Here is an 11,869-nt window from a genome sequence, read left to right on the forward strand (position 1 = left end):
CCTATAAGGGTTGTACGCGCAAGGCACCGCTTTTGACGATGCATCAAATGCCCTCATGCGCACCAGCTCTTCCTGAATGCCCTAATTGCCCGACGCGAATTCCCGATACCGGGGCCTCACTCTGCGACCCGCGGGCATCCCGGGCCACCCCTGCGGGCGGCCACAAAGACGCTCCCCGCCCAACTGCCGGTTGCAGTCTGACGGGGAGCGAATGACCGAACAGGTCGTCAGCCCAGATCAAGAGGTTCGGACCAGTAATCCGCTCACAAAATCTTCACACGCTCCGCAAAGTATCCCCCAGGCGGTGGGCGCACGGCGCCCGATCCCGCCAACTCGGCTCCACACCACGGCCGGAGCCCGCACCGGCATCCCGCCGGAACCTTGAGGGACCGGAACCCGTAGGGGACCGAAACCCGTAAGGGAAGGACCCCCGTAGGGGAAGGGCCCCCGCAGGGGAAGGGCCCCCGTAAGGGAAGGGACCTACAGCCGCAGCCCCGGAAGCATCCGCCCCTGCCCTCCCCCAAGGGCATCCGCCCCTACCCCCGAAGCTCCCCCGCCACCAGTTCCCCCACCTGCGCCGTGTTCAGGGCAGCCCCCTTGCGCAGGTTGTCCCCGCACACGAACAGCTCCAGCGCCCGCGGATCATCCATGGAGCGCCGCACCCGTCCGACCCAGGTCGGATCCGTACCGACGACATCGGCAGGGGTCGGGTACTCGTCCTCGGCCGGGTCGTCACTGAGGACGACCCCGGGGGCGGCGGCCAGGATCTCGTGCGCACCGCCGACCGAGACCTCGTTCTCGAACCGGGCGTGCACGGTCAGGGAGTGGGTGGTGATCACCGGCACCCGTACGCAGGTGGCGGTGACCGGCAGATCCGGCAGCCCCAGGATCTTGCGGGACTCGTTACGGATCTTGAGTTCTTCGGAGGACCAGCCGTCCTCCTGGAGCGTGCCGGCCCAGGGCACGACGTTGAGGGCGATCGGCGCCGGGAACGGCCCCAGCGTGTCCCCGACGGCCCGGCGCACATCGCCGGGCGTGGTGCCCAGCTCCGTACCGGACACCGCGGACAGCTGAGCGCGCAAGGTGTCGACGCCGGCCTTGCCCGTCCCGGAAACGGCTTGGTACGAGGAGACGATCAGCTCGCTCAACCCGTACTCGGCGTGCAGCGCCCCCAGCGCGACGATCATCGAGAGCGTCGTACAGTTCGGGTTGGCGATGATGCCGCGCGGGCGCACCCGCGCCGTGTGCGCATTGACCTCGGGCACGACCAGCGGCACGTCCGGGTCCATCCGGAACGCGCCGGAGTTGTCCACGACCACCGCGCCCTTGGACACGGCGACCGGTGCCCACTGCGCGGAGACCTCGTCGGGGACGTCGAACATCGCGACATCGATGCCGTCGAAGGCCTCCTCGCTCAGCGCGACGACCTCGACCTGCTCGCCCCGCACGGTCAGCTTGCAGCCGGCCGAACGATGGGGGTCCCCCCTGCTCGAACGCAGCTGAGAGCTTGGGGGAGAGGCGATCAGCCGGATCTCGCCCCAGATGTCGGCCCGCTCGGACAGGATGCCGAGCAGGACCGAGCCGACGGCGCCGGTGGCGCCGACGACGGCGAGATGCGGCTTGGCGGCCTTACGGGCGTCCGCCCACGCCGTATCGGCGAGGGACGGACGGCCCGCCTCGGCCGGAATCATCGGCCGGTGCCTCCATAGACCACGGCCTCGTCACTGTCGGTGTCGAGACCGAAGGCGGTGTGCACGGCCCGTACGGCCTCGTTGACGTCATCGGCACGGGTGACAACCGAGATGCGGATCTCGGAGGTCGAGATGAGCTCGATGTTCACGCCCGCGTTCGACAGCGCCTCGAAGAACGTCGCCGTGACGCCGGGGTTGGTCTTCATCCCCGCGCCGACCAGCGAGATCTTCGCGATCTGGTCGTCGTAACGCAGCGAGTCGAAGCCCACCGCCGCACGGGTCCGCTCCAGGGCCGCGACGGCCTTGCGGCCCTCGGCCTTGGGCAGCGTGAAGGAGATGTCGGTCAGACCGGTCGACGCGGCGGAGACGTTCTGCACCACCATGTCGATGTTGACCTCGGAGTCCGCGATCGCACGGAAGATGCGCGCGGCCTCGCCCGGCTTGTCCGGGACTCCGACGACCGTGACCTTCGCCTCGGAGGTGTCATGTGCGACGCCCGAGATGATTGCCTGCTCCATCGGCTGGTCCCCTTGCGGTTCGTTGCTGACCCACGTGCCCTTGAGCCCCGAGAACGAGGAGCGGACGTGGATCGGGATGTTGTAACGGCGTGCGTACTCGACGCAGCGGTGCAGCAGCACCTTGGATCCGGAGCTGGCCAGCTCCAGCATGTCCTCGAAGGAGATCCAGTCGATCTTCCGGGCCTTCTTCACGACCCGGGGGTCGGCGGTGAAGACACCGTCCACATCGGTGTAGATCTCACAGACATCGGCGTTCAGGGCGGCCGCCAGCGCCACGGCGGTCGTGTCCGACCCACCGCGCCCCAGCGTCGTGATGTCCTTCTTGTCCTGGGACACGCCCTGGAATCCGGCGACGATGGCGATGTTGCCCTCGTCGACGGAGGTCTTGATGCGGCCCGGCGTGACGTCGATGATCCGTGCCTTGTTGTGCACGGAATCGGTGATGACGCCTGCCTGGCTACCGGTGAAGGACTGCGCCTCGTGACCGAGGTTTTTGATCGCCATCGCCAGCAGGGCCATGGAGATCCGCTCTCCGGCGGTCAGCAGCATGTCGAACTCGCGCCCCGACGGGATCGGGGACACTTCCTGCGCGAGATCGATCAGCTCGTCCGTCGTGTCGCCCATCGCCGAAACCACCACGACAACCTGGTTGCCGTTCTTCTTGGCTTCGACGACTCGCTTGGCAACGCGCTTGATGCCCTCGGCATCCGCAACGGATGAGCCGCCGTACTTCTGCACGACAAGGCCCACGTGCGCTCCTCGCAACTGTCTCATCGGGAGTTTCCTCCCGGACCCCCGGAAATGGGGGTACTGCGGTCGGCTCAGTCTAACGAGCAAGCGGAATCCGCCCTGCTGATACCACATCGTGAGACATGCGACTCACTGGTTGATCACGGATTTCCACCGTGATCACCTGTCCCGTGAGTTCCACGTCCCGAGGCAGCTCCACAAGGCGCACCGTCGCGCCTGCTCGGCGAGCACATGCCCGCTTCTGGGCAGTACACACGAAAACGTAACCCAGGTCACAGGGTCCGGCCACGGCGAAGCGGCACACGGGGCGGACGCCCCGGGCTCACATCCCCCGCAGCCCCAGTGGCCCCGCGATCTCCGCCACCATGACCTTTCCGGCCTCCTCGGCGAGCCGCTCCTCGTCGCCGGTGATGCTGCTGTCGGTGTCCAGGCCGTCCAGCTCGACCAGCGGCTGGTCGAGGCGTACGTGGGCGACCAGCGACTGCAGCGCGCGCAGGGCAGCCGAGGCGGTCGGGCCCCAGTTGGACAGGTAGGAGAACTGCCACCACCACAGGGCCTCACTGACCCGGCCCGCCCGGTAGTGCGCCAGGCCGTGGCGCAGGTCGGTGATGATGTCGGCCAGGTCGTCGGAGATCCGGCTGGCGACCGGCTCGCTACGCGGCACATACGGGTCGAAGACCTCGGAGTAGACGTCCACCGGGTCGAGCAGGGCGGCGAAGCGCTCACGCAGCTCGTCGACGTCCGGCTCCGGTCCGGTGTCCGGCTCGTAGCGTTCGTCGGGAACGAAGTCCTCGTGGGCGCCCAGACGGCCGCCGGTGAGCAGCAGCTGGGAGATCTCCAGCAGCAGGAAGGGCACCGCGCTGTCCGGTTCGTCGCCCTTGGCGACCTCCGTCACCGCGACGATGAAACTCTCGACCGAGTCGGAGATCGATACGGCGAAGTCGTCCGGGTCCTGTGTCGCGTTGTGCAGCGTGGCATCAGACATCGAGAAGTCTCCTCCCTTCGAAGGCCCGCCCCAGCGTGACCTCGTCCGCGTACTCCAGATCGCCACCGACCGGCAGACCGCTCGCCAGCCGCGTCACTCTCAGGCCCATGGGTTTGATCATGCGGGCCAGATACGTGGCCGTGGCCTCGCCCTCGAGATTCGGGTCGGTGGCCAGAATCAGCTCGGTGACGGTGCCGTCCGCGAGCCTGGCCAGCAGTTCCCTGATCCGGAGGTCGTCGGGTCCCACGCCCTCGATCGGGCTGATCGCCCCGCCGAGGACGTGGTAGCGACCGCGGAACTCACGCGTCCGCTCGATCGCCACGACGTCCTTGGGCTCCTCCACGACGCAGATGACCGCCGGATCACGCCTCGGGTCCAGGCAGACCCGGCACTGCTCCTCCTGCGCCACATTGCCGCAGGTGCCGCAGAACCGGACCTTCGCCTTGACCTCCATCAGCGCGTTCGCGAGCCGGCGGACATCGGTGGGCTCGGCCTGAAGAATGTGGAAGGCGATCCGCTGCGCGCTCTTGGGACCGACGCCGGGCAGCCTGCCCAGCTCATCGATCAGGTCCTGGACCACGCCTTCGTACACGGAACGTCTTCTTTCTCTTCTGCCGTGATGCGTACGCTAGTTGGCTACTCCTCAGAAGGGGAGACCCGGGATTCCGCCACCGCCCAGACCCTGGGCGAGCGGACCGAGCTTCTGCTGCTGGAGCTGCTGGGCGCTGGCGTTGGCATCGCGGACCGCCGCCAGCACGAGGTCGGCGATCGTCTCGGCCGTCTCCTCGGCGGAGTCGGTGTCGACCGCCTTGGGGTCGATGACCAGGCCCGTGAGTTCACCGGAGCCGGTCACCGTGGCCTTGACCAGGCCGCCGCCCGCGGAACCCTCGACGGGTGTCTCCGCGAGCTCCTGCTGGGCGGCCGCGAGGTCCTGCTGCATCTTCTGGGCCTGCTGAAGCAGCTGCTGCATATTGGGCTGACCACCGGGGATCACGACGTGACTCCTGCCATACGACAACGTTTGTGCGGTAGCCCGAGCCTACGTGTTTCACGAGCCCCGCGCCCTACGCCGTAGGGAGGAGCACGGGTGTACGCCTGGTGTACGCCCGCTTACCCGTTCTCCGGCCCCGCGCCCCGCACTTGCCCGCGCACCGGCGCACTGCCTACGCGGTGCTGCCGCCCCGGCTACTCACCGTGGAAGCCCTCTCCCCTTTGCTCTCCACTCATCCATTCACTGCTGCTCCACGACCACTCACTGCCGATGCGCACCCACTCGTTGTGGATGCGCACCCACTCGTTGTGGATGCACGCCACTCGTTGTGGATGCACGCCCACTCGTTGGTGAACTCGTCCCCACTCGTTGGTGAACTGGTCCCCTACTCATTGGGGAAGTCGTCCCCTACTCGTTGTTGAACTCTTCCACCACGGTCGCGCCGAGTTCGCGGACGATCAGGTCGTGGCCGCTGAGCGCGGAGTCGACGAGGTCGGGATCGTCCTCGGCCGGCATGTCGTACTCGATCGATGTCGGCGGGGGCTCCGGCGGCGAGTAGGAGGCCTCCGCTCCGGACGCCGGCTGGCCGCCGCCCGCGGACGCCGACGGGGAGACGGCCTCCCGCGCCATCCGCGCGCCCTGGCTGCCGCCAGTGCTGCCGCTGCCACCGCCGGCTGCGCCACCGCCCTGCCCGTACTGGCTCCCGGACGACGAGGACGCCGACGGGCCACCCTGCTGGGACGGGGACTGCTGTCCGCCCTGCTGTGGCGCGGCGGGCGCCCCGCCGCCGAAGCCACCGCCGCCTCCGCCGCCGAAGCCGCCACCGCCGCTACGGGGAGCGCCGCCGGCCGGCGGGTTGGCCCCGCCCGACGGGTCGACGATCGCCTCGACCCGCCACTGCACCTGGAACCGCTCGGCCAGCACGTCCTTGAGGACGTCCTCGCTTCCGCCGTTGGCGAAGCTGTCGCGGGCGCCGGCATTGGGGAAGCCGATCTGGAGCGTCGTGCCATCGAAGCCGGAGACCTGGGCGTTCTGGCTCAGCAGGATCCACGTGAAACGACGGCGGGCCTTCACCGCCTCCAGGATGTCCGGCCACATCTGCCGCACCTGAGCGGCACCCTGCGCCGCCCCCGGAGCCGCCCCGGCCTGCGGCTGCTGGGATACGGGCGGCGCGGGCGGGCCGGCCGCCTGCGCGGGCGAAGGCGCGGACGCGGGCGCCCCGCCCTGTGGCGCCTGGCCCCCCTGCCCCGGCGCCACGGCCGTGGGCCACCCACCGGGCTGCCGCCCGCCGCCGGGACCATTGCCGCCCCCACCGGCCCCGCTGCCCCCATTGGCACCGCCGCCATTGCCCCGGCCCGTGCTCCCGGGCCAGGCTCCGGGGCGCGCGGGCGCGCCGTCACGGCCACCGCCCTGCGCCTCGGCCTGCGGAGCGGACGCCGGGCCGCCCTGCGGCGCCGCCGCGCCACCGCCGTCACCCCACTGCTGCTCTCCGCCGGACGCCGCCGCGCCGGCCGCCGGCGCACCCGGAGCAGGAGCCGCCGGAGCAGGAGCCGCCTGGGCAGCCGGAGCCGACGCGGACGGAGCCTGAGCAGGGGGAGCCCCCGCACCGCCTCCCGCACCGCCGCTTACCGCGCCCCGCACCGCGGCGCGCGCAGCGGCCGGTCCGGACGGCCCGGCCGGCCCGGCCGCCGGCATCGCCGGATGAGCCTCCGCCCCCGGTACATATCCGGCCGCGGGCCCGCCACCGGACGCCACCACGGGCACAGGACCGGCCCCGAGGTCTCCCCCGGCGCCCGCACCGCCGCCCATGCCGCCGGCCCCGCCGCCGCCCAGCAGCGCCGCACCGGCACCACGCTCCAGGCGGTCGAGCCGCGCCTGCACCGACCGCTCGTCGTCATACGCCGCGGGCAGCAGCACCCGCGCACAGATCAGCTCCAGCTGGAGCCGCGGCGAGGTCGCCCCGCGCATCTCCGTCAGGCCCGTATTGACCAGGTCGGCGGCCCGGCTCAGCTCGGCCGCCCCGAAGACGGACGCCTGCGCCGTCATCCGCTCCACCACGTCCGCGGGGGCGTCGATCAGCCCCTTCTCCCCCGCGTCCGGCACCGCCGCCAGGATCACCAGATCCCGCAGCCGCTCCAGCAGGTCCGCAACGAAACGTCGCGGGTCGTTACCGCCCTCGATGACCCGGTCCACCATCTCGAAGGCCGCCGCGCCGTCCCCCGCGGCGAAGGCCTCCACGATCGAATCCAGCAGCGAGCCGTCGGTGTACCCCAGCAATGCCGTCGCCATGGCATACGTCACACCGTCCGCACCGGCGCCGGCGAGCAGCTGGTCCATCACGGACATCGAGTCACGCACCGACCCGGCCCCGGCGCGCACCACCAGCGGCAGCACCCCGTCCTCGACCGGGATGTCCTCCCGCCCGCACACCTCGGCCAGGTACTCCCGCAGGGTCCCCGGCGGCACCAGCCGGAACGGGTAGTGATGCGTACGCGAGCGGATCGTCCCGATGACCTTCTCGGGCTCGGTCGTCGCGAAGATGAACTTCAGATGCTCCGGCGGCTCCTCGACGACCTTCAGCAGGGCGTTGAAGCCCGCCGAGGTCACCATGTGCGCCTCATCGATGATGTAGATCTTGTACCGGCTGCTGGCCGGCCCGAAGAAGGCCTTCTCCCGCAGCTCACGGGCGTCGTCCACGCCACCGTGCGATGCCGCGTCGATCTCGATCACATCGATCGAGCCCCGGCCGTTCCTGGCCAGGTCCAGACAGGACTGGCACTTCCCGCAGGGCGTGGGGGTGGGACCTTCCTCACAGTTGAGGCAGCGCGCCAGGATCCGCGCGCTGGTCGTCTTGCCACAGCCTCGCGGCCCACTGAACAAATAGGCGTGGTTGACCCGGTTGTTCCGCAGTGCCTGCTGCAGCGGATCGGTCACGTGCTCTTGCCCGATGACCTCGGCGAAGGTCTCGGGGCGGTAGCGGCGGTACAGCGCAAGGGACGACACGCATACGACGATATCGGGCCGCACTGACAACCGGCGGGCCCCGTAAACGCAAGCGCCCCCCACGCACCCGCCAGAGCCGACCTACCCTTGCTGCCTTCCGGCCCTGGGGGAGTTCAGTCAGATAGCGCCACGTGAGGGGCTGCGCACCACAGTAGCGGATCCCCCGCCCGGGAAACGACCCGGACCCTCACCCCCGACCCACTTCCCTCCCCTCCGACTCCCTCCCCACGATCATGGTCGCGAGCACTCCCCAACGTCTTGTATTGTTTGCGGCGGAGGATTCGCCTAGTGGCCTAGGGCGCACGCTTGGAAAGCGTGTTGGGGGCAACCCCTCACGAGTTCGAATCTCGTATCCTCCGCCAGTGCTCTCACCGGGCACAACGTTGAAGGGCCCCACCGCTTGCGGTGGGGCCCTTCGCGGTTCCTCAGCTCTCGTTGTCCTGGTTTTTGTCCACAGAGGGCGTTTCCGGAGGACCCCAGATGGCATCGGCGATCTTCCGGGCCACGTCCTTGAGCATGGCGTCCGGCACGTGGAGGTACCGCGCCCGCATGCTTGCGGACGTGCCCGGCTCCCACCCCATGATCTGGTCGATGACGCGATCCGGGACACCGAGCAGCATGAGCACGGTGGCGGCCGTGTGCCGGGCATCGTGCAGCCGACCGTCCCGCACCCCCGCGTCTTGCAGCAGTCGCTTCCAGTCGTGGTAGTCCGTGTTCGGACTCAGCGGGCCACCCAGCGGCTTGGTGAACACGTAGTCCGACTCGATCCACAGGTCGCCGGCCGCCTTTCGCTCGCGCTCTTGCTTCTCGGCATGCGCACGAAACATGGCGACCAGCGGGCCCGGCAAAGGCACGGCGCGTCGGCCCGCCCGAGACTTGGTGTTCTTGGTCTCACGCCGGACCTGCACCCTGTCCGGGCAGTACCCCGCCTTCCGGCCGCACGGTGAGGCTTCCGGGCATCCGTGCTCGTACCGGGGACGCAAACGGTTCCTCCGCAGCTTCAGGTACTCGTTTCCCAGGTCGACGTCAGACCAGCGCAGCCCGAGCGTCTCGCCCTGCCGCAGCCCGAGCGCCAGCGCCAGCATCCAACGAGCCGTATTCCGGCGCTTGTTGGCTTCGAGCAGTAGGCACTGAACCTCTTCCACGGAGTAGGGATCAACCTCTGATTCGTCCTCTTCCATCCGTGGCGGCTTTGCCAGCGCGGCAGCGTTCTTCGCCGCGTAGCCGCGCCGTACCGCCTCCCCCAGAGCAGTCCGGGCGGTGCGGTGAGCCTGGTGAGCCGTACCGGCCTTGCGCTCCCCGTTCGCCTGCATACGGCGGTACAGGCTCTCCAGGTGCTCGGGCTGCAAACGGTCAAGGCGGTGCTTGCCGACACCGGGCACGAGGTGGACGCGAACGGCAACCTCGTAGCCGTCGTACGTGTTCTCACTGACGGTCGGCTTGGCAATGTTCTCCACCCAGTGCAACAGCCACTTCTCAACCGTCCACGGCTTTCCGGGCTGACTCGCTGAACCCGCATCGCGCTGCTTCTCAAGCCTCTTGACCTCTTCAACAAGGTCATCGCGCGTCGGGCGCGTCACGTGTCGGCGGTACGGCTCCCCGTTGTCCTTGTAGCCCATCGGCACACGGGCGTGCCAACGGCCGTCCTTCCCGAAGTAGATCGCGGATTCGCCGTTGGCTCGGCGGGTGCCCTTCTTCTTTTTCTCTGCCACAGGCAGGCTCCTGTTTCTTGGTGTCGGGATAGGGGCCGGGGCGGCGGGCTGTCCTGTCCGGGAGTGCCGCCGCCCCGGGCGTCGTCAAGCGGCGCGTCGGGCGGTGCGAAGACGGGTGACGTAGGCGGCCGGGGCGTCGGCGGGGACGCGGCGGAGACGCCCCACGGGTACGGACTCCAGCTCTCCGGAGCGGATGAGCCCGTAGCACGTGGTCCTGCCGATGCGGAGGCGGCGGGCGGCCTCTTCGACAGTGAGGAGGACGAGGGTGGAATCAACAGTGGCGGTGTCGGCCGTATCCATACAGAGATCCCCTTCGATCAGTGCGGGCTGTCCGAGGTGCGGATTTCCGCGTCACCGCGTCATCTGCGTCATTCGTGTTCCTGACCTGCGGATTAGGGGTGACGCAGCGGGTTTGGGGTGCGTCACCTGGTGACGCGGGCTTTCGTCACCGGTGACGCGGGTGACGCGGGGTGACGCAGCCGTAGCCGTCCTGCGTCACCGCTGTCGCGGCAGGTCAGGGGGCGATTCCGCCCCTGGGGTGACGCGGGTGACGCAGCGTCTCTTCTCTTAGGAAAAAGAGAAGGGTGTGGGTGTCTTTTGTGCTGCGCCTCAAGGCGTGAAGAAGGAGCCGCTTCGCGGCGCGACCATCGGGCGGCGGCGCGGCCGCCGAACAGCAAGAAGAGCACCCCGCGCGCGGTGCGGCCCGGTGCTCTTCTTGCTTGTCCCCGCTGTGGCTGCGCCAGTCAGAGCATCGGCTCCTGCTGGTGTGGCGGCGGGGCCGGGCGTTGGGTCATCTCGATGTACCGGCCCTCTTTGGTGCGGCCCCAGTCGATCAGGACGCCCCGGGCGGCGAGAGTCGGCTGAAGGCGCTTGAGGCGGTCGGAGAGGACCTTGCCCGTGGTGGGCCAGCCCTTGGGCAAGGGGCGGAAGTCGTCCCCGTTGTACAGGCCGGTGAGGCAGTGCAGCCACTCAGAGGACGTCCTCCGCGTCTGATCGCCCGCGGTGAGGCCGGCGGCGTGCTGCAGCACGGTCTGCGCAAGGAGATCGCCTTCGATCACGTCGTCGTTGAGGTCATCCAGGCTGACCCGGTAGGCGTCGAGAGCTCCCAGGCCGGTCGCCGCGTCGAACTGCGCGCACAGGTGCGCGAAGTCGGCCATCCGAAGATCCGTGGGGATGTCGGCCTCAGCCGCACGGACCTTGACGGTGAGGTCGAGGAGAGACCCGAGGATCACAGGCAGCGCCTCTTCGAAGTCGCGCCACAGTTCGGCCTCGGTCCGGCGGACACCGGGCCGCTCCAGGCGGAGCGGGAGGAGCCGTTCAGCGAGGTCGGGCCGGATGACACCCACGTCGATGCCGGTCAGCAGCAGGGGGCGGCGGTAGCGGGCGCGGACCACGTCGCCGTCGGTGTACAGGGCACGCTTGATGGTCTCGGCCCCGGTCACGATGCAGCACATAAGGTCCGACAGGTCCGGCGCCAGGTGGGACAAGTTGTCCAGGGCGGTGACCCAACCGGCCGCCACAGCCGCGATCAGGTTCTCCTCATCCTTCGGAGCGCGCCGCAGATCGCCGCTCATGCCCTCGATGATCCGCACGAGCATCCGCCCGCCGGTGGACTTGCCCGCACCCTGAGGGCCGGTGAGGAAAGGGGCGGGGACGGGCACGGACGGCCCGAGGCAGCCGATCAGCCAGACGATGGCCAGGCATTCAGTCTCGGCGTTGGCGAAGTTGCACAGCCTCAGCAGCAGATCGATGCCCTTGCCATCGGTGTCCTTGGCCGGCAGGGGAAGTTCCCCGGTGAGCTGGGTGCGTCGCCAGCAGACTTCCTGCGGGTCGGGGGTGCGGATGTCCCAGCCGGTGGGGTGGATACGAACGGACTGCCCGTCGCTGCGCCCCAGGTCGAGCCACGTCGCGCCATCGAATCCGGGGGCGACGCGGATGTGGACAGTCTGTACGTCCTGGGTCATCGCAAGTGCTTCGATCAAGTCCAGCGCCTCCTTGAGGGCGGTTCCGTTGAACACGCCGTAGCCGTCGTTGAAGAGGCCGATCATGAGTTCCTGCCGGTGACTGCCGGAGGTGCCCTGAGAGCGGATCGGACGCGCCACGGGGTGGCCGTTCTTCTGGGCGAACACGGTTCCGTCGGCGGTGCGGAAGTACCGGAAGTGCGCTTGCGCGTAGTCGGTGATGACCTCGCGGGCCGGAGTCTTGTCGTCGTCGGACAT

General features: G+C 69.3%; 9 protein-coding genes, 1 tRNA gene and 1 other RNA gene. 1 reads left to right on the forward strand and 10 read right to left on the reverse strand.

What is annotated here, in order from left to right:
* Nucleotides 1-536: 536 nt before the first annotated feature.
* The 7 genes from D9V36_RS20815 to ffs all read right to left on the reverse strand — a co-directional run bounded on the left by D9V36_RS20815 (nucleotide 537) and on the right by ffs (nucleotide 8,082).
* On the reverse strand, nucleotides 537-1,691 hold the full coding sequence (locus tag D9V36_RS20815; protein ID WP_129295112.1) for an aspartate-semialdehyde dehydrogenase: 1,155 nt from the start codon (nucleotides 1,689-1,691) through the stop codon (nucleotides 537-539).
* Nucleotides 1,688-2,959, reverse strand: a complete 1,272-nt coding sequence (locus D9V36_RS20820) for an aspartate kinase (protein WP_129298571.1) — start codon at nucleotides 2,957-2,959, stop codon at nucleotides 1,688-1,690. Before D9V36_RS20820 ends, D9V36_RS20815 begins: the two co-directional genes overlap by 4 nt.
* A gap of 322 nt (nucleotides 2,960-3,281) precedes the next feature.
* Nucleotides 3,282-3,944, reverse strand: coding sequence for a DUF5063 domain-containing protein (locus D9V36_RS20825; protein ID WP_129295113.1), 663 nt, complete (start codon nucleotides 3,942-3,944; stop codon nucleotides 3,282-3,284).
* Complete coding sequence (gene recR / locus D9V36_RS20830; protein ID WP_018089931.1) at nucleotides 3,937-4,536, reverse strand: recombination mediator RecR; 600 nt, start codon at nucleotides 4,534-4,536, stop codon at nucleotides 3,937-3,939. The genes D9V36_RS20825 and recR overlap by 8 nt, the downstream gene beginning before the upstream one ends.
* A gap of 51 nt (nucleotides 4,537-4,587) precedes the next feature.
* Nucleotides 4,588-4,938: a YbaB/EbfC family nucleoid-associated protein gene (locus tag D9V36_RS20835; RefSeq protein WP_093484352.1), complete on the reverse strand. Its 351-nt coding sequence runs from the start codon at nucleotides 4,936-4,938 to the stop codon at nucleotides 4,588-4,590.
* Between the two features lie 405 nt (nucleotides 4,939-5,343).
* The gene (locus D9V36_RS20840; RefSeq protein WP_129295114.1) at nucleotides 5,344-7,938 is read right to left on the reverse strand and encodes a DNA polymerase III subunit gamma and tau; all 2,595 of its coding nucleotides are present in this window, start codon (nucleotides 7,936-7,938) and stop codon (nucleotides 5,344-5,346) included.
* Between the two features lie 45 nt (nucleotides 7,939-7,983).
* Nucleotides 7,984-8,082: signal recognition particle sRNA small type (gene ffs, locus D9V36_RS20845), an RNA gene on the reverse strand.
* A 130-nt stretch (nucleotides 8,083-8,212) separates the two neighbouring features.
* On the opposite strand from ffs, the gene D9V36_RS20850 reads away from it, so the two are divergent.
* Nucleotides 8,213-8,300, forward strand: a tRNA-Ser gene (locus D9V36_RS20850).
* Nucleotides 8,301-8,363: 63 nt separating this feature from the next.
* Here the strand turns inward: D9V36_RS20850 and D9V36_RS20855 are convergent.
* The 3 genes from D9V36_RS20855 to D9V36_RS20865 all read right to left on the reverse strand — a co-directional run bounded on the left by D9V36_RS20855 (nucleotide 8,364) and on the right by D9V36_RS20865 (nucleotide 11,869).
* On the reverse strand, nucleotides 8,364-9,650 hold the full coding sequence (locus tag D9V36_RS20855) for a tyrosine-type recombinase/integrase (RefSeq protein WP_129295115.1): 1,287 nt from the start codon (nucleotides 9,648-9,650) through the stop codon (nucleotides 8,364-8,366).
* Between the two features lie 84 nt (nucleotides 9,651-9,734).
* A complete protein-coding gene (locus D9V36_RS20860; protein ID WP_129295116.1) occupies nucleotides 9,735-9,950 on the reverse strand; it encodes a helix-turn-helix domain-containing protein in 216 nt (71 codons plus the stop codon).
* A gap of 443 nt (nucleotides 9,951-10,393) precedes the next feature.
* The gene (locus tag D9V36_RS20865; protein ID WP_129295117.1) at nucleotides 10,394-11,869 is read right to left on the reverse strand and encodes an ATP-binding protein; all 1,476 of its coding nucleotides are present in this window, start codon (nucleotides 11,867-11,869) and stop codon (nucleotides 10,394-10,396) included.

This window comes from Streptomyces lydicus (genome assembly GCF_004125265.1).
Taxonomy (GTDB): domain Bacteria; phylum Actinomycetota; class Actinomycetes; order Streptomycetales; family Streptomycetaceae; genus Streptomyces; species Streptomyces lydicus_C.

What these genes read in the sequence shown, in the direction of transcription:
- D9V36_RS20865 (WP_129295117.1), bottom strand. Translation starts at nt 11,869, where the DNA reads ATGTCCGACGACGACAAGACTCCGGCCCGCGAGGTCATCACCGACTAC.
- D9V36_RS20825 (WP_129295113.1), bottom strand. Translation starts at nt 3,944, where the DNA reads ATGTCTGATGCCACGCTGCACAACGCGACACAGGACCCGGACGACTTC.
- D9V36_RS20815 (WP_129295112.1), bottom strand. Translation starts at nt 1,691, where the DNA reads ATGATTCCGGCCGAGGCGGGCCGTCCGTCCCTCGCCGATACGGCGTGG.
- D9V36_RS20860 (WP_129295116.1), bottom strand. Translation starts at nt 9,950, where the DNA reads ATGGATACGGCCGACACCGCCACTGTTGATTCCACCCTCGTCCTCCTC.